General features: G+C 27.8%; 15 protein-coding genes. 1 reads left to right on the top strand and 14 read right to left on the bottom strand.

What is annotated here, in order from left to right:
- Positions 1 to 23: 23 nt before the first annotated feature.
- From ftsZ to rsmH, 14 genes are all read right to left on the bottom strand, one after another.
- Positions 24 to 1,190, bottom strand: coding sequence for a cell division protein FtsZ (gene ftsZ / locus AUT07_RS02760; protein ID WP_066283839.1), 1,167 nt, complete (start codon positions 1,188 to 1,190; stop codon positions 24 to 26).
- A 57-nt stretch (positions 1,191 to 1,247) separates the two neighbouring features.
- Positions 1,248 to 2,504, bottom strand: a complete 1,257-nt coding sequence (ftsA, locus tag AUT07_RS02755; RefSeq protein ID WP_066283837.1) for a cell division protein FtsA — start codon at positions 2,502 to 2,504, stop codon at positions 1,248 to 1,250.
- 86 nt (positions 2,505 to 2,590) lie between these two features.
- Positions 2,591 to 3,370 (bottom strand): cell division protein FtsQ/DivIB, encoded by a 780-nt coding sequence (locus tag AUT07_RS02750; RefSeq protein ID WP_066283834.1) that lies wholly within the window; start codon positions 3,368 to 3,370, stop codon positions 2,591 to 2,593.
- A gap of 4 nt (positions 3,371 to 3,374) precedes the next feature.
- Entirely contained in the window at positions 3,375 to 4,292 is a 918-nt protein-coding gene (locus AUT07_RS02745; RefSeq protein ID WP_066283832.1) for a D-alanine--D-alanine ligase, read from the bottom strand.
- An 18-nt stretch (positions 4,293 to 4,310) separates the two neighbouring features.
- Positions 4,311 to 5,786 (bottom strand): UDP-N-acetylmuramate--L-alanine ligase, encoded by a 1,476-nt coding sequence (gene murC / locus AUT07_RS02740; RefSeq protein ID WP_204200681.1) that lies wholly within the window; start codon positions 5,784 to 5,786, stop codon positions 4,311 to 4,313.
- A 51-nt stretch (positions 5,787 to 5,837) separates the two neighbouring features.
- On the bottom strand, positions 5,838 to 6,905 hold the full coding sequence (gene murG / locus AUT07_RS02735; protein WP_066283829.1) for an undecaprenyldiphospho-muramoylpentapeptide beta-N-acetylglucosaminyltransferase: 1,068 nt from the start codon (positions 6,903 to 6,905) through the stop codon (positions 5,838 to 5,840).
- Entirely contained in the window at positions 6,902 to 8,068 is a 1,167-nt protein-coding gene (gene ftsW, locus AUT07_RS02730) for a cell division protein FtsW (protein WP_066283826.1), read from the bottom strand. Before ftsW ends, murG begins: the two co-directional genes overlap by 4 nt.
- A 27-nt stretch (positions 8,069 to 8,095) precedes the next feature.
- Positions 8,096 to 9,412: a UDP-N-acetylmuramoyl-L-alanine--D-glutamate ligase gene (gene murD, locus AUT07_RS02725; protein WP_066284192.1), complete on the bottom strand. Its 1,317-nt coding sequence runs from the start codon at positions 9,410 to 9,412 to the stop codon at positions 8,096 to 8,098.
- Between the two features lie 2 nt (positions 9,413 to 9,414).
- Entirely contained in the window at positions 9,415 to 10,497 is a 1,083-nt protein-coding gene (mraY, locus tag AUT07_RS02720) for a phospho-N-acetylmuramoyl-pentapeptide-transferase (RefSeq protein WP_066283824.1), read from the bottom strand.
- The gene (gene murF / locus AUT07_RS02715; protein ID WP_066283822.1) at positions 10,491 to 11,873 is read right to left on the bottom strand and encodes a UDP-N-acetylmuramoyl-tripeptide--D-alanyl-D-alanine ligase; all 1,383 of its coding nucleotides are present in this window, start codon (positions 11,871 to 11,873) and stop codon (positions 10,491 to 10,493) included. Before murF ends, mraY begins: the two co-directional genes overlap by 7 nt.
- A complete protein-coding gene (gene murE / locus AUT07_RS02710; RefSeq protein WP_066283821.1) occupies positions 11,870 to 13,360 on the bottom strand; it encodes a UDP-N-acetylmuramoyl-L-alanyl-D-glutamate--2,6-diaminopimelate ligase in 1,491 nt (496 codons plus the stop codon). The genes murF and murE overlap by 4 nt, the downstream gene beginning before the upstream one ends.
- A complete protein-coding gene (gene ftsI, locus AUT07_RS02705; protein ID WP_066283818.1) occupies positions 13,347 to 15,131 on the bottom strand; it encodes a peptidoglycan glycosyltransferase FtsI in 1,785 nt (594 codons plus the stop codon). The genes murE and ftsI overlap by 14 nt, the downstream gene beginning before the upstream one ends.
- 27 nt (positions 15,132 to 15,158) lie before the next feature.
- Entirely contained in the window at positions 15,159 to 15,476 is a 318-nt protein-coding gene (gene ftsL, locus AUT07_RS02700; protein ID WP_066283815.1) for a cell division protein FtsL, read from the bottom strand.
- A gap of 7 nt (positions 15,477 to 15,483) precedes the next feature.
- On the bottom strand, positions 15,484 to 16,461 hold the full coding sequence (rsmH, locus tag AUT07_RS02695; RefSeq protein ID WP_066283813.1) for a 16S rRNA (cytosine(1402)-N(4))-methyltransferase RsmH: 978 nt from the start codon (positions 16,459 to 16,461) through the stop codon (positions 15,484 to 15,486).
- Between the two features lie 1,231 nt (positions 16,462 to 17,692).
- On the opposite strand from rsmH, the gene trhP reads away from it, so the two are divergent.
- Positions 17,693 to 19,024 carry a prephenate-dependent tRNA uridine(34) hydroxylase TrhP gene (gene trhP / locus AUT07_RS02690; protein ID WP_066283811.1) on the top strand — a complete coding sequence of 444 codons (1,332 nt, stop codon included), beginning with the start codon at positions 17,693 to 17,695 and terminating at the stop codon, positions 19,022 to 19,024.
- The last annotated feature ends 83 nt before the right edge of the window (positions 19,025 to 19,107 follow it).

Below are 19,107 nucleotides of genomic sequence, written 5' to 3'. Positions count from 1 at the left end.
AGAAAAAACCAATAAATTGTCAATTAATCAACTTGTTTTCTTAAAAAAGTTGGAATATCAAGATAATCCGGTTCCTTATTCGATTGAATATTTTGTTCATTTATTACTGTAGAACTTGATTTTTCTTCCATTAATGGAGTCATACTCTGAATTGAATTTTGCATTTTTTGATAACGTTGTGAAATTGGTGATTTTGAAGTTACTTTATTAGTAACTAATGTAATTTCTGGCTTTTTATCAATACCAATACCAGTGGCAACTACAGTAACACATAACTCATCATTCATTTCAGGATCAAGTGAAGTACCAATAACAACTGTTGCATTATCTGAAGAAAATGAACGAATAGTATTACCTACTGTTTCAAATTCATCAAGTCTTAAATCAAAACCTGCTGTAATATTAACTAATACACCACGAGCACCAGATAAATCAATATCTTCTAATAAAGGGCTAGAAATTGCCATTTCTGCTGCTTCTTCAGCTCGATCTTCTCCTCGTGATAAACCTGAGCCCATCATAGCATAACCCATTTCAGACATTACAGTACGAACATCGGCAAAATCTACATTCATTAAACCTGGACGAGTAATAAGTTCAGCTATCCCTTGAACTGCACCTTTTAATACGTCATTTGCAGCACCAAATGCGTCTATCAAAGAAATACCACGTCCAAGTACTTTTAATAATTTATCATTAGGAATGGTAATTAATGAATCAACATGGTTAGATAATTCTAAAATGCCATTTTCGGCAAACCCCATACGTTTTTTACCTTCAAAATTAAAAGGTTTGGTAACGACTGCTACAGTTAAAATACCAAGCTCTTTAGCAACCTCAGCTACAATAGGAGCTGCACCAGTACCAGTTCCACCACCCATACCTGCAGCAATAAAAACCATATCCGCACCATCTAATGCATTACGCAAAACTTCACGATCTTCTTCTGCAGCATTACGACCAACTTCTGGATTAGCTCCAGCTCCTAAACCCTTTGTAATACTATTACCTATCTGAATAGTTTGCCCTACTGTTGTTTTACGCAATGCCTGTGCATCTGTATTAATAACAAAAAATTCAACACCTTCAATATGTTCACGCACCATGTGTTCAACAGCATTACCACCACCACCACCAACGCCAATGACTTTAATAACAGCCTCATTGGTTAATACCATTGGTTCAAACATAATCTCTCTCCATTTTATGCTTTATTACAAAAGCAAATGATTTTCGTGTCTTAAAAATTAAAACTCTTTTTTAAACCAATTAATTATTTTATAAAACCAACGACTTAACGATGTACTATTCTCTATTTCTAATGCATTCTCTAAATGATTCTGTTTTCCATAATACAGGAGACCAACAGCTGTAGAATAATAAGGTTTATGTGTATAATCAGTTAAACCACTTATATTTAATGGTTTACCAATACGTACTTGAGTACGAAATACTTTTTGAGCACATTCAACTAAGCCATCAATTTGAGCACCACCACCTGTTAAAACAATTCCTGCAGCTAAATGATGTTTAATACCTTTTAAATATAATTGTTCTTGTAATATTACAATTTCATTATTGACTAAATTTAGCAATTCCGTATAACGCGGTTCAATAACTTCAGCCAATGTTTGACGCTGTAACCTTCTTGGTGGCCTACCTCCAACATTAGGTACTTCAATATTTTCCTCTTTATTAACAATATTACCTAAAGCACAACCATATCGAACTTTTATTATTTCAGCATCGCTAGGTGGTGTGCCAAATGCATAAGCAATATCACTTGTTACAGCATTGCCAGCATAAGGTATAACTTTTATATGACGTAATGATCCATCAGTATAAACAGCTATATCCATGGTTCCTCCACCAATATCAACTACACAAACTCCTAATTCGTATTCAGCCTCAGTTAAAACCGAATAACTTGCTGCCAAACCTGAAAAAATTAATTGATCTACTTTTAAACCACAACGTTCTACTACTTTGACAATATTCTTTGCCATGTCATTATGACAAGTAATTAAATGTACCTTTGCTTTTATACGTACACCTGAAAGTCCTACTGGATTTTTAATTCCTTCTTGATAATCAATAGCATATTCTTGTGGAATTACATGTAAAATTCTATGTTCATCACGAACTTTAACAGATTTAGCTGTATGCACAACGCTATCTACATCATCTTGAGTAACTTCATCTTCAGAAATGGGTACCATACCTATTTCATTTTGACAACTAATATGTTTGCCAGAAAGAGCTAGATAAACTGATGAAATTTGACAATCTGCCATTAATTCTGCTTGATCAATAGCTCGTTGTACACATTTGACAACAGATTTTAAATCATTTACACCACCTTTATCCATTCCTTTAGATGGACAATTACCTATACCAATAATATTTATCGTACCATCAGTTAGAATTTCACCAACTAAAACAGAAACCTTGGAAGTTCCAATTTCAAGACCAACTACTAATTTTCTATCTGTCGTTTTAATCATGGGTTTAATCTACCATATATCCGAATCAATGAATAATATTATTCAACTATTTAAATTCAGTGTATGTAGCAACTCTAACTCTATAATTATGGTAACCAACCTACTGCTGCTCTACTACTATATCTTAAATCTATATATCCAATACGTTTATCTGTCACTTTCTGTAACAATGGATAAAGCACAATAAATCTATTTAATCTATCTTTAATATTATCTTTACCAATATTTAATCTCATATCATTTGATAAAATTACTTGCCAACTACGAAGAACGGTCATAGACAATGATTTTATATTAAAATTATATAACGACAACTGTTGATTCATAATACGATACATCTTTAATACATCTTGTTCGCTATTTTTTGGACCATATAACATAGGTAAATTGCTGTTAATATTTATCACTACGGGCAAACTGAAAATAATACCCTCTTCATTAATAAAAAAATTATCATTCCATTTAGCATAAGGTTTATATTCTACTATGTGAATTCGTAATTCATTAGGCCATAGTTTTCTTACAGAAACTTGCTTTATCCACGGTATATTTTTTATTTGATGTCGTATTTTATTGATATCTATACCCATATATGTATTATATATACTTAATGATGATATTAATTTTTTTATGTTATCATCTTGAGTATACTGTCGTTCACCAGTAATTACCAACCTAGAAATAGGTGTTATATTAATATCTTTAATCCAATTTAATATAGACCACCCACTCATTATAATTGTACTTAATAAAATAAAGAAAAAAACAACATATAAAAAACAATAATCATTATTATTAATTAAATTATTAAACTTATAATTTTTTTTGAGTTTTTTATTACGAAAATTTAAAAATACTTGCGGCATATTGTTAAGCTAATTCTAAAATTTTTTTAACTAATTGTGAAAAAGTAATTCCTATTTGTTTGGCAGCCATAGGTACCAAACTATGTGAAGTCATTCCAGGTGATGTATTGATTTCTAATAAATAAAAAATACCATTGCTATCTTTCATAATATCTACTCGTCCACAACCGGTACAACCAATTGATTTATAAGCAATTAACGCTAACTCACTTAATTTATCTTCTTCTTTTTTTTCTAATACACTAGAAAAAAAATATTGTGTTTTCTTTGAAAAATATTTCGCTTTATAATCATAAAAAATACTAACTGGCTTAATACGAATTGAAGGTAATATCTGATTTCCTATAATTGCTACAGTATATTCTGGTCCATTAATCCATTGTTCAATAAGCACTTCTGGATCATAACGAAAAGCAACCATTAATGCTATTTTTAATTCAGATAAAGTTGTAACTTTGTTTATACCAATACTTGAACCTTCAAGATTTGGCTTAACAATCAGAGGAAATCCTAAATGATAAATTGATTGAAAAAGCATTTCATCTGACATTAAAGCTAATTGTTTTTTATTTAGTGATATATATGGTACGATAGGTAATCCTATACTCGACCATAATTTTTTAGTAAGTAATTTATTAATTGAAAGTGATGACGCTAAAACACCACTACCAGTATATGGTAAATCTAAACATTCTAAAATTTCTTGAACAATACCATCCTCACCACCTCGGCCATGTAAAGCTATAAAAACTTTACTATATCCTGCTTCTTTTAATTTAATTATTGGAAAATATTTAATATCAATAGGATATGCTGCTATTCCAATATCACGTAATCCAGTTACTACTGCTTTACCTGAAGATAACGATATTTCTCTTTCCATAGAATTTCCACCTAACAGCACTGCAACTTTATCAACCATAATATTTTTTCCTTTATTTTATTTATATTCTATAATTGGTCTTAAAGCTGTATCAGCTAAATTACGTGCTATTTTACCAATATTACCAGCACCTTGCATAAATATCAGATCATTATCTTCTATAATTTGTGCTAATACATAACTAATGCTTTCATGATCAGCTATAAAAATAGGATCTAATTTTCCACGATTACTAATTGTACGACATAAGGATCTACTATCTGCACCAAGAATTGGTTCCTCACCTGCTGAATAAACATTCAGCATTAATAATATATCTACTTGCTCTAAAATATTAACAAAATCATGATATAAATCACGTGTTCTTGTATATCTATGTGGTTGAAAAACCATTATAATACGCTTATCTGGCCATCCATCTTTTGCTGCTTCAATAGTAGCATTAACTTCAGTTGGATGATGACCATAGTCATCAACTAACATCACACTGCCATTTTTTCCATTAATATTAAGTAATGGAAAATTACCTAACACATCAAAACGTCTTCTGGTACCTTGAAATGTTCTTAATGCAGTTAAAATATCATTATTATTAATACCTTCTTCCATAGCTACTGCAAGAGCAGCAGTAGCATTTAATGCATTATGACGACCAGGAGCATTCAAAATAAAATGAGAATTAATTTTATCTCTCCTTATAGTAAAAAAACATTGATTACCTTGTTGCTCATATGATAATAAGCGAAAATCAGCATCAACACTAAACCCATAAGTAGTAATATAGCGATTTATACTGGGTAATATTGAACGCACCACAGGATCGTCAATACACAATATAACACGACCATAAAATGGCAAATTATGTAAAAATCTAATAAATGTTTGTTTTAATTTTTCAAAATCACCATCATAAGTATCCATATGATCTGCTTCAATATTTGTTATAACAGCAATTAATGGTTGTAAATGCAAAAATGATAAATCACTTTCATCAGCTTCTACAATTAAATAACGACTAGTACCCAACCTAGCATGAACTCCCGCTGATTTTATCAATCCACCATTGATAAAAGTAGGATCTAAACCTGCTTGTGCATAAATACTAGCTATTATCGCTGTAGTGGTGGTTTTACCATGAGTTCCTGCTATAGCAATACCATGACGAAATCTCATTAATTCTGCTAACATTTTAGCTCGTTTAATTATCGGAATACGTGCTTTTCTAGCAGCTATAATTTCTGGATTATCTGATGATATAGCAGTGGATATAACAACAACACAAGCATTAGAAATATTTTCTGGTTTGTGATTAAAAAAAATTTTCACACCAAGTTGTGTTAATTGATCAGTAATAATATTAGGTAATAAATCAGAACCGCTAATTTCATAACCTTCATTAGCTAATACTTCAGCAATACCCCCCATACCAGCACCACCGATGCCAACAAAATGTATATGCTTAACTCGACGCATTTCTGGTATTATTGTTCTTAATTTAGCTACTTGTTGTATATTCAACTCAACTCTCTTCATTATTTTATATTTTATAAAGTCATTATTTTCAATAAAATATAAAAATTATTTTTAATTAGCAATTTTAATTAAGATTGATGCAATACGCTTAGTTGCATCAGTAATTGATATTGATCTTGCTTTTTTTGCCATCTCTAATAACAAAGGTCTTGACCACTTATTTAATAAGTGTACTATCACATTTGTTGAAATTTTTGATTGTTCAATAATTTTTGCTGCACCAACCATTTCTAATGGTACAGCATTCCAATATTGTTGCTGATCCTTATGTTGAAAAGGAATAAAAATTGCTGGTATACCAACTACACTAATTTCACTAACAGTTAAAGCACCTGAACGACAAATAAGAATATCAGCCCAGGCATAAGCTTCTGCCATGTTATCAATAAATTTAGTTATTTTATAACTATTTGATTTTATATAAAACTTTTTATATAAAGTCTCTGTCATTTTATAATTACCTTCACCTACTTGATGCCAAATAGTTACTTTTCCAATTAATTTAGCAGCAACCTCGGGTAATATTTGATTTAAAATTCTTGAACCTTGGCTTCCACCTATAACTAAAATATTGATAACACCGTGACGATTAACTAAACGTGCTTCAGGTGGTGGTAATGCTAATATAGATTCACGAATCGGATTTCCGACTACTATAGCATTAGGAAATGCACTAGGAAACGCTTGTAAAACACATTTAGCAATTTTAGACAACAAACGATTAGTTAATCCTGCTATCATATTTTGCTCATGCAATACAATTGGGATATTACATAACCATGCAGCAATACCACAAGGACCGGAAATATAACTCCCCATACCTAATACTATATTAGGTTGATAACGTTCCATAATAACTTTTGCTTTTTTTATTGCCAAAATAATTTCAAATGGAAAAATCAATAATTTTTTTATACTACTATATCGTAAGCATGATAGTTTTATACATTCAATTTTAATATTATACTTAGGAACTAAGTCTGCCTCTAATCGATTAGCTGTTCCTAACCATACTATATCCCATCCTTGTTGTTTTAGATAATTAGCAACTACTATACCAGGAAAAATATGTCCTCCAGTACCGCCTGCTATAACCATAAGACGTTTTAATTTTTTCATTTTATTTTCCTTATCCTTATAAAGGCTTGCGATCTTTGAAGACGGGTTTCAAAATCTATTCTCAATAAAATAGTAATGATAAGACACATAGTTAATAAACTAGATCCACCATAGCTAATTAAAGGTAATGTTAATCCTTTAGTAGGCAAAATACCTGATGCTGAACCAACATTAATCAAAACTTGAAAAGCAAACCAAATACCAATTGCACAAGCTAAATAACCTGAAAAATATTGCATTGAATCTAATGCACGTTTACCAATCATCATACTGCGAAAAGAAATCGAGAATAACATAATAAGTACTAATACTACACCTATATAACCAAATTCTTCAGCTAAAACTGAAAAAATAAAATCAGTATGTGCTTCTGGTAAATACTCTAACTTTTGTATAGAATTACCTAAACCTTGCCCCCATAACTCACCACGGCCAAATGCCATTAAAGATTGTGTTAATTGATAACTACTACCAAAAGGATCAAACCAAGGATTAAAAAAAGAAGTTATACGTTGCAATCGATAAGGTTCAAAATAAATCAAACTAATTATAACTATCATACAAATAATAATACTAATAATAAAAGGAGTTAACTTAGCTCCAGCAAGAAATAGTAATGCTAAAGTAGTGACTAATAATATAATAACAGTACCTAAATCAGGTTGTAAGATTAATAAAATAGACATTAATATTAAAATGCATATCGGTTTAATAAAGGCAAAAAACTTAGTTCTTATGTCATTAATTTTTCTAACTAAATAACTAGATATATAACAAAACAGCGCTAATTTTGAAAATTCAGCAGGTTGTATATGTATTAAACCAATCTTAATCCAACGATAGGCCCCATTAATTAAATTTCCAGTAATTAGTGGAATTAGCAATAATACTAAAGATGTTATTAATAACAACCAATTATATTTTTCCCACCATGTCATTGGAATATTTAAGACTATCAAAGATATTAAAAATGATAAAATTAAATATATAAAATCATATTTAGCAAAAAAAAACGGATCTTTCATTACACGTTCACCAATTGAAATGGAAGCTGATGTAACCATAATAAAACCAATTATAGTTAAAAGTAATGTAAGCCAAAATAAAGTACGATCATAGAAAACTATATTTAAAATATATTTATCATTATTAACATTCTCCATATTTTTACACCTTTTAAATTTAATATCTTAATCACATAACTCTTTTGCTAATTTAATAAATTGTTCACCTCTATCCTCAAAATTATAAAATTGATCCAAACTAGCACAAGCTGGGGAAAGCAAAACTACATCACCTGCTTTTAATTTAGTAACTATAACGTGTAAACACTCTTCCATAGTATTTAATATAAAGCTATTTTCTTTTAATTTTGCCAATTGATTACGATCACGTCCAAAACAAAATAATTGAATATTTTTTGCTGAAATATAGGATTTTAGTGATGAAAAATCTATTGATTTTCCATCTCCACCTAATAATAAATAAATCATACCAGAAATTTCTAAGCTTTTTAAAGCAGCTATAGTACTTCCAACATTAGTTGATTTAGAATCATTAATCCATTTAATTCCTAAATGTTGATGTACTATTTGAAAACGATGAGGTAACCCAATATATTGAGTTAATGCAGCTATGCTTGCTTTTCTTGGAATATTTACTGCATCAGCTAAAGCTAACGCTACAACTGCATTAAGATGATTATGTTGCCCAATTAACCGTAGTTTGTCTGTATCAATAATAGATTGTCCTAATATTTCTAATTCTTTAGAAAAAGTATTTAATTGATAATCTCCATCATTAATATCAAAACTAATACAACGTTCATCAAAACCATTTAATGGCCATATTGTCGGGTCTTGTTTGTTTACAATACATACTTTAGCATCATTATAAATTCTTAATTTCATCATACGATATTGTTCAAAACCTTGAGGATAACGATCCATATGATCTTCTGTTATATTTAATATAGTTGCTACTTCAGCTTTTAAACTAAATATAGTTTCAAGTTGAAAACTAGATAGTTCTAATACATATAAATCATAATCATTTTTTAATAACGTTAAAACAGGTATTCCAATATTCCCACCAACTGCTACTTTAAAATTAGCTTTTTTTGCCATTTCAGCAACTAGTGATGTAACTGTACTTTTACCATTAGAACCAGTGATAGCAATAATTGGCTTTTTTACTTCACGACAAAAAAGTTCAATATCACCAACAATTTCAATACCTTTATCAATTGCTACTTTTAATTCTGGATCTGGGGCAATTAAAGAAATACCAGGACTAATTACAATTAAATCTGCTGTTGTTAACCATTCAAGATTCCAACTACCATAATGATACATTACTTTTGAAGGTAATTCATATTTACCTGGTGGTATTTTTCTTGTATCCATTACAAATGGAATAATTTTATGAGATAAAAAGAAATTAACACAAGAAAGACCTGTCTTACCTAAACCAACTATGACAATTTTTTTATTATAATAAATTACCATTATTAACGTACCTTTAATGTTATCAATCCAATTAATACTAACATTAAAGAAATAATCCAAAAACGCACAATAACTCTAGGTTCAGGACATCCTTTTAATTCATAGTGATGATGAATCGGTGCCATTCGAAAAATACGTTGACCGCGTAATTTAAATAAGCTTATTTGTAAAATTACAGATAAAGCTTCAACAACAAATACACCACCCATAATCAATAATAAAAATTCTTGACGTAATAAAACAGAAATTATTCCAAGTGCACCACCTAATGATAAAGAACCAACATCACCCATAAAAACTTGTGCCGGATAAGTGTTAAACCATAAAAATCCTAATCCAGCACCAACAATTGCAGTGCAAACTATCACTAATTCACCTGCATAATTGATATAGGGGATTTTTAAATAATTAGCAAAATTAACATTACTTGTTATCCAAGCAACTAATGCAAATCCAGCTGCAATAAAAATAGTTGGCATAATAGCTAAACCATCTAATCCATCAGTTAAATTAACTGCATTACTAGTGCCTACAATAACAAAATAAGCCAAAAAAATATATATTATACCAAGCTGAGGTATAACATCTTTAAAAAATGGTAATACTAATTGAGTAACTACAGTACATTTACCTGTACTATATAAAATATAGGATATACCTAAAGCTAAAATAGATTGCCAAAAATATTTCCAATGCGCAACTAATCCTCTAGAATTTCTATTTATTATTTTACGATAATCATCAATAAAACCAATAATACCATAACCTAATAAAATTACTAGAACACCCCAAACATAAGGATTATTTAATCGTGCCCATAAAATTATAGAAATAACAATAGAAAACAAAATAAGTACACCACCCATAGTAGGGGTACCACATTTGCTAAAATGTGATTTAGGACCTTCTACACGTACAATTTGACCTATTTGTAATCTTTGTAAATAGGAAATTAAATAAGGACCCATCAACAAACCAATAATCAGAGCAGTCAACAAACTAATAATAGCTCTGAATGTCAAATAAAAAAAAAGATTAAAACCAGAAAAATATTCTGTTAAATATTCTGCTAATAATACTAACATAAAAAATATTCCTGTAAGGAATGCACAATTTCTTCCATAGCTGTACTACGAGATCCTTTAATTAATACTGAGATAATCTCATATTCTTGTATTAATAAAATTAATCGTTCAATTAATTTCTTTTTAGAAATAAAATGTTCACCATATTTACTATATTGACTGATTAAATAACTATATTGACCGATACTTAAAACTTGATTAATTTGTTTATGTTTAATATTTACTCCAATTTCAAAATGAAATTTTAAACTTTTATTACCTAATTCATTCATGTCACCTACAACCAAAATACGATATCCTGGCATGTTAGATAAAACATCAATAGCAGCAACCATAGAACCGACATTAGAATTATAAGTATCATCTAAAATTAATTTACTAGGGGTTAAATAAATAGGATATAACCGACCAAATATAGGTTTAACTTGAGCTAAACCATAACTTACTTGTTCAATAGTTGCACCAACTGATATTGCTAATGCGCTAGCAGCTATTGCATTAGCAATATTATGGATGCCTGGTAAAGACAAAGATATTAAAATAAACCCAAAAGGAGTGTGTAATTCAAATTCGCTACCTATTGATTGCATAACTATATTTTTAGCATAAAAATTAGCATATTTTTGTTGTCTTAAAGAAAACCACCAAATAATTTGTTCTTCATTAATATAAGAGCTCCAAGTCTTCCAATTATGGCTATCTAAATTAATAACTACTGTTCCTTTTTTTGATAATCCATACAAAATTTCACCTTTTGCTTTAGCAACACCATTTAATGAACCAAAACCTTCAAGATGAGCAGAATATAAATTATTTATTAAAACACTATTAGGTTTAACTATATTAGTTATGTATTCAATTTCATGAAAATGATTAGCTCCAATTTCAACAACTATATAATTATACTTTTCAGTTAAACGAAATAACGTCAACGGTACACCAATTTTATTATTAAAATTACCTTTAGTAAATAATGTCATACCTAATTGAGATAAAATATTCGATACCATCTCTTTCACTGATGTTTTACCTGAAGAACCAGTTATCCCAATAACTTGAGCACTACTTTGTGATCTAATCCAAGCAGCTAATTTACCCATTGCTAAATATGTATCATTAACAATAATTTGTGGACATTTAATATTTAACCATTTTTCAACTAATAATATAATAGTACCATTAGAAATAGCTTCTTTAACAAAACTATGGCCATCAAAAAAATTACCTTTTAAAGCAATAAATAAACTATTAATAGAATGCTGTCGGCTATTTATTATTATTGTATTAATACATAGATTAAGATCATGTTGTTCATTTGTTGAATATAATACTCCTTTTGTTATAGACAACAATTGTTTAATTGATATTGAAATCATTTAATTATTCCTAATAACTTGGCTACAGTTAACTGATCAGAATAATTTAACTTATTATTACCAATAATTTGATATCTTTCATGACCTTTACCAGAAATTAATATAATATCATCAGCATTTGCATGCAAGATTGCACTAGTAATAGCTTCCATTCTACTAGCAATTAATATTGTTCGATCTGAATTAATAAAACCACTTAAAATATCATGCATAATAACTTTTGATTTTTCACTACGAGGGTTATCATCAGTTAATATTACAACATCAGCATATTGCTCAGCTATTCTCCCCATTAAAGAACGTTTTGTCTTATCTCGATCACCACCACAACCAAATACACACCATAACTTACTACGACAATGAAAACGGAGTGCTATCAATGCTTTTTTAAGTGCATTAGGATTATGTGCATAATCGACAATAACAGTTGGTTGTCCAAATGAAGTGAAAATTTCCATTCTTCCACAAATTGGTTTTAAATAATACGATGATTTTATTACCAAATTTAATGGATATCCCATCATTAATAATGTTGCCATAGCTAACATTATATTGCTTACATTAAAAGATCCTATAAGTGGGCTTTTTAATATACCTGTTCCCCATATAGAATTAAATGAGATAGTTGTTTTATAATCATGATAATTAACTTTATCTACTGAAATCCAATAACCTTTCCAATTATTAGGTATTCTATTTTTTATAGAAACAGCACATGAATTAGGTAATCTATTAAGCCATTGTAAACCAATATTATCATCCACATTAATAATTTGTTTATCAGATTTATGAGTTGAAAATAATAACCATTTTGATGCTATATAATTTTCCAAGTTACCATGATAATCTAAGTGATCATAACCTAAATTAGTGAATACAACAGCATCAAATGGGATAGAGTAAACACGACTTTGTATTAAACTATGAGATGAAATTTCCATAGCTACTAGAGTAGCTCTATTATCAAGTAATAACCTCAATTGATATTGAATATCAACTGCTGAATCAGTAGTGTTCTCACTATGAATTAGTTGTTCTAACATTCCATTACCAAGAGTGCCTATTACACCACTAACTTCTCCCATTGCCTGTGCCCATTGAGCAATTAATTGAGTAATAGTAGTTTTACCATTAGTTCCTGTGACACCAATTAATCTTAATTGTGTTGCTGGATGTTGATAAAATAATCCTGCTAAATATGATAATTGATGTTTTAAATTTTTTATATAAACTATTGGGACATTATTATGAAGATATTGAATAGTTCCAGATTCTTTTTCTTTTTGTACATCAGAAATGATAGCTGAAGCACCTTTTATTAATGCATCAGAAATATATTGTCGTCCATCTATTTGATATCCTTCTATTGCTAGAAATAAATCTCCTGATAATACCTTGCGACTATCTAGCTTCATTTCTCGTAATTCTTTATATGGTGCGTTAATACCTAATGGTATAAGTAAATCGTGTAAATTACGATTTGTCACGTTTATCCTCTTGTATATTTTTACTTACTAGTTCATTCTTAAAAGAAGAGAATGCATCAGGTGTTATATGCATTAAATGCAAAACATCTCGCATAATATTTCCAAATATAGGTGCAGAAATAGAACCACCGTAATATTTACCAGCACTAGGTTCATTAATAATAACAACTAGAGTATATTTAGGATTACTTGCTGGTGCTATTCCAGCTGTATAAGCAACATATTGCTTAATATAATGACCATGATTACCAACCTTTTTTACTGTACCTGTTTTAATTGCTATTCGATAACCCTTAATTGCAGCTAAAGCACCAACACCACCAGGTAATGCAACACTTTCCATCATATTAACCACTGTTCGCATAATTTTTTCTGGAAAAATACGAATACCTGACACAGGTAGATGTACTTTTTTAATTGATAAAGGTCGGTAAATACCAAAACTACCAATTGTTGCATAAACTCGTGCTAACTGTAATGGTGTTACCATTAATCCATAACCAAAAGAAAAAGTAGCTCTTTCAAATTTAGACCAATGCATTTTTTTATTAGGAAATACACCACTACTTTCTCCAATTAATCCTAAATTTGTTGGTTTACCTAAACCAAATCTAGAATAAACATTAATTAACTCATCTTCAGGCATAGATAATGCTAATTTAGAAACGCCAACATTACTTGACTTTTGTAAAATACCAGTAATAGATAATTTATCATATTGTGCTACGTCTTTGATTTCATGTTTATTTATCATATAAGGATCAGTATTTAATACACTATTAGCTTGGATAATTCCATTATTTAAAGCACTAATAATTACCATTGGTTTAACAGTTGAACCAGGTTCAAATACATCTGTAATTGCACGGTTGCGTATAGCTTGCATTGTGATATCAGTAAGATTATTTGGATTATATGATGGACTATTGACCATTGCTAATATTTCACCAGAATCTATATCTATTAAAATAGCAGTACCAGATTCAGCTTTATTTTTTATTACACCTCGAGTTAATTCACGATATACAATTGATTGTATACGCTCATCAATACTTAATATTAAATTATGAGCAATCTTACTATCAATTGAGGAAATATTTTCAATAATTCTTCCATAACGATCTTTACGTACTACTTTTTGTCCTGGGATACCAGTTAATAAACTATCAAAACTTTTTTCAATACCTTCAATGCCTTGGCCATCAATATCAGTAATACCAATTAAATGAGCAGTTATTGGACCAGATGGATAATATCGACGAAACTCTTTACGTAAATAAATACCTCTTATTTTTAACTTATTAATATATTCACCAACATCTAAATTGACATGACGGGCTAAATAGACAAATCTACTATTAGGATTAATACTAATTTTATTATTTACTTCTTCTAATGGTATTTTTAATTGATTTGCTAATGCTTGCCAACGTTCATCATTATTTAATTCACTATTTTTATAAATAATTTTTGGATCAGCCCAAATAGCATAAACTGGGACACTTACTGCTAAATAACGTCCTTTACGATCAATTATCATGCCTCGTGAAACTAATTCTTTCTGGATACGAAGAGAACGCATATCACTTTTTCTAATAAATTCTTCAGGATTAATAAGTTGTAAGTAGGTTACACGAATGATAAGAATAATTAAAGACATTACTATACTTACGCATAACGTAAAAAAACGCCAGCTAATATAGCTTACTTTTCCTTCATATCTTTTTTTATTATATCTTAATCGAGCGAGATTAATATTTTTTTTAAACATATTTAACTTATTTAATTGTACTAATAGCTATTTTGCAATTACAACATGCTCTTCAATTGGATCTACATTAATCATATGTAATTTTTCTATCGAAATATATTTAATCCGATTAGGATTGCTTAATAACTTTTCTTCCAAAATTAAATTACGCCATTCTATATCTAAAAAAATTTTTTCTTCCATTATCATATTTTTTTGAAAAATTAATAACCTTGTATGATAATTGACTTTAATAATTAAAATTGCTGATATAATAATTACTATTATCATAATTAATGGGATTGAACCGTACTTAAAAATATCATAAATAACAATCTTAATTAAATTATATTTTTTATTATTCATTATTACTTTATTCCAAATTATTATTCTTTCCCACTATTTCAGCAAAACGTACAATAGCACTCCTTGACCTTGGATTTTCTATAATTTCTTTTGGAGTTGGTTTTATTTTACCTAATACTTTTAATATTGGATTACTAATATTTTTTAATTGTATTGTAGTTAAAGGTAATCCTATTGGAATATTTGATTTCTGACTATGTTTCTTGATAAAATGTTTAACAAGTGTGTCTTCTAATGAATGAAAACTAATAATTGATAACCGTCCTTTAGGTGCTAATATATTTAATGAATCTTCCAATACTTTTACTATTTCTAATAATTCATTATTGATATAAATACGAATTGCCTGAAATGATCTTCTTGCTGGATGTTTATATTTTTTATTTTTAGGAATAACTTTCAAAATTAATTCAACTAACTCTTTAGTTCTTGTTAATGGTTTTTTAAATAAATTATGATTACGAGATACAATAGCTTTCGCAATTCTTTTTGAAAACTTTTCTTCTCCGTAATTTTTTAATACCCATGCTATATCTAATTCCTTAGCTTTCATTAACCATTCAGCTGCTGATATGCCTGTTGTTTGATCCATTCTCATATCTAATGGCCCATCATGAATAAAAGAAAAACCTCTTTCTGGATCATCTAATTGTGATGACGAAATACCTAGATCAAATAACATACCATCGATTTTGCCAATTAATTTATTTGATGCAATCCATTTATATAATTGCGAAAAAACAATATGTTTAATAGTAAATCTAGAATCGGTAATCATTTTTTTTCCTATAAGAACTGAATATGGATCACGATCTATTGCTATTAACTTACCTTGACAACCTAAACGAGATAAAATTAATTTGGAATGTCCACCCATACCAAAAGTACCATCAATATAAATACCATGCTTTTTTATATTCAATCCATTAATTGATTCATTAAGAAGGACACTAATATGTTTAAATTTATTAATTTTTATATTCATAATAATCCTGTATCTAGATAACAAGAAAGTATAATTATAACTTTATTAAGTTAATATTATTTAATATGTTTAATAAACAAAAATACTATAATTTTACTATCGCATAGTATTTTATGGTTTTTTTAAAAAAAATTGTACTTAATTAGTTAATAAATTAGTTAATAAAATGATTTTTATAATTTATATTAATAAATAATAAATATTATTTATAATAATATGATAAACATTATATAAATATAATTATCATATTAATTTAGTAGTTAAACTTATCAAATACTACAAACAATATATTTTAAAAATTTTATAAGATAAACATCAAAATTCATTATTTTCATTAATAATTGATTATTTATTTAAAATGTATAAACCACAAAAAATTTTAAATTATAATATAATAATAAAAATATAATTTTTTATATAAACATATTAACAAAGTTCATTAATTGCATAAATTTTTTATATAATATTTTATTTAATATTAATAATTATTTTAATTTACATAATACTAAATTTTTAATAATTTATAGTTTAATATACATTAATGATATATTATTTGATGTATATTTACGAATATATATTTATCGCTATTTAATCATTAAATAATAAAATTATAATAATAAATTATTGTAATTTACTTACAATATTTTTTACTTTTTAATCATATATATTACATAATACTTATTCGTAATATTTAAAAATAAAATTTATCATTTTATTAAAAGTCATAGGAACATATTAGTACTATTAATTAGTATTAGGTATTTATTGAATATTTATATTATAAAAAACAATTATATAAATATAAAATAGTTAATAGATAATTAATTATAAAAATTAATAACTGCATTGATAAATCAAATAATAATGATTTAAAAATTATTTCTATTAATATTTATCGATTAAAATAAAAAATTACAAACATTAGTTGATTATTTTTAATAATCTATTTATAGTTAGTAATCATAAATAAATTATTTAATTAATAGATATAATTTTTGATTATTTTAGAATTTTTTAATAAAAATAATAATATGTATACAACTTTTAAAGGTAGTTACAAACTATAAAACTAATATTTATAATTTATCTATTTATTACATCAATTTATTTTATTCTAAAAAACAATAAAATATAATTTATTAATATAATCATCAATCGCTATTAATAACATTTAATTATTTCATTGATTTATTATTTTATTGCAATTAATCAATTATATTGAGAATTTATTATGTTGATACCAGAATTACTTTCTCCTGCAGGTTCCTTAAAAAATATGCGTTATGCACTTACCTACGGAGCTGATGCTGTTTACGCTGGACAACCACGTTACAGTCTTCGTGTACGTAATAATGAATTTAATAATGAAAATTTAGTTAATGGTATTAAAGAAGCCCATAATATGGGTAAACGTTTTTATGTTGTAGTTAACATTATACCACATAATTCTAAATTAAAAACTTTCCTTTATGATCTTGCAACAATTATTGAAATGCAACCTGATGCTTTGATCATGTCAGATCCTGGTTTAATTATGTTAGTGCGAGAAACATTTCCAAAAATAGAAATTCATCTTTCTGTTCAAGCAAATACTGTTAATTGGGCAGCAGTAAAATTTTGGCAAAAAATAGGATTAAAAAGAATTATTCTCTCTCGTGAACTTTCAATTGAAGAAATTAAAGAAATTCATCAAAAAGTACCTAATATTGAATTGGAAGTTTTCATTCATGGTGCACTTTGTATGGCTTATTCTGGAAGATGTTTATTATCCAATTATATCAACAAACGTGATTCTAATCAAGGGGCATGTACTAATGTTTGTCGTTGGGCATATAAAGTATATGAAGGAAAAGAGGATATAATAGGGAATATTATTCCAAAATCACAATCAGTAAAAAATACTAATTTAACATTAGGTACAGGACAAACTGCTGACAAAACTTTTTTAATTGAAGAAACAAAGCATCCTGGTGAATATTTCACTGCTGTTGAAGATGAACATGGGACATATATCATGAATTCAAAAGATTTGCGAGCAATTGAATTAATTGAACGTTTAATTGATATTGGGGTTCATTCATTAAAAATTGAAGGTCGTACTAAATCATTTTATTACTGTGCTCGAACTGCTCAAGTTTATCGTAAAGCTATTGACGATGCTATTATAGGTAAACCTTTCGATATTAATCTATTAACTAAATTAGATGGGTTAGCTAATAGAGGTTATACTATGGGATTTTTACGTAAACATAGTCATGATGAATACCAAAATTATAAATTTGGTTATTCTATTTCTAATAAACAACAATTTGTTGGTGAATTTACTGGACAATATAAAAATGGTTTAGCAGAAGTAGATGTAAAAAATAAATTTAAAATTGGGGATTATTTAGAATTAATGACACCTTTAGGAAATATAGAATTTACCTTAACATCTTTATTTGATAAGAAAAAGCTACCCATCAAAGTTGCCTCAGGTAATGGATATAAAGTTTATATTAATATTCCTCAAAATACAAATCTCAATTTTGCATTATTAATTCGTCATTTTAAAAATAATTAAATAATTGTAAAAAAGTTTGTATTATAAATAATGTATAAATGTATTATACTGTAATAAAATATAACATAAAAATTATTTATTTT

This window comes from Candidatus Arsenophonus lipoptenae, assembly GCF_001534665.1.
GTDB lineage: Bacteria > Pseudomonadota > Gammaproteobacteria > Enterobacterales > Enterobacteriaceae > Arsenophonus > Arsenophonus lipoptenae.
This window is presented reverse-complemented; position numbering and strand designations above follow the sequence as displayed.